The sequence below is a fragment of the Shewanella sp. S1-49-MNA-CIBAN-0167 genome (assembly GCF_040310145.1).
GTDB lineage: Bacteria > Pseudomonadota > Gammaproteobacteria > Enterobacterales > Shewanellaceae > Shewanella > Shewanella psychromarinicola.
Genome location: NZ_JBEOPO010000322.1, coordinates 1 through 264, shown reverse-complemented (window position 1 = coordinate 264; position 264 = coordinate 1). Strand labels below are relative to the sequence as shown.

The following is a 264-nucleotide window of genomic DNA, read 5'->3' as shown; positions in this document are numbered from 1 at the left end:
ATGTTACCAAGCAGCATGAAAACATTAGTAGTATAAAAATCAAAACCAGTGGACTAGTGCGAGATAAGTCAATAATTAAGCGTTTAGTAACAGAAGGGGTGCTAGAGCTACTCATTGATTTTACTAAAAGTGATGTTGAGATACCCGCCAAATACAAACCGAAAAATAAAGCTAAAGTAGCTAGCAGCCAAGAAAAGCCAGCTAAAGCTGCTCTCGCTATATCGGTAGAGCAAGAGTTTGCAAAAGCGAGCGTAAGCTATGAGC

Annotated in this window: 1 protein-coding gene; it reads left to right on the top strand. The window is 39.4% G+C overall.

Translation table 11 applies throughout. From position 1 onward, the window contains the following. The coding region (locus AAEZ00_RS21485) for a DUF3391 domain-containing protein (protein WP_351089963.1) at positions 1 to 264 on the top strand (264 nt) is incomplete at both ends.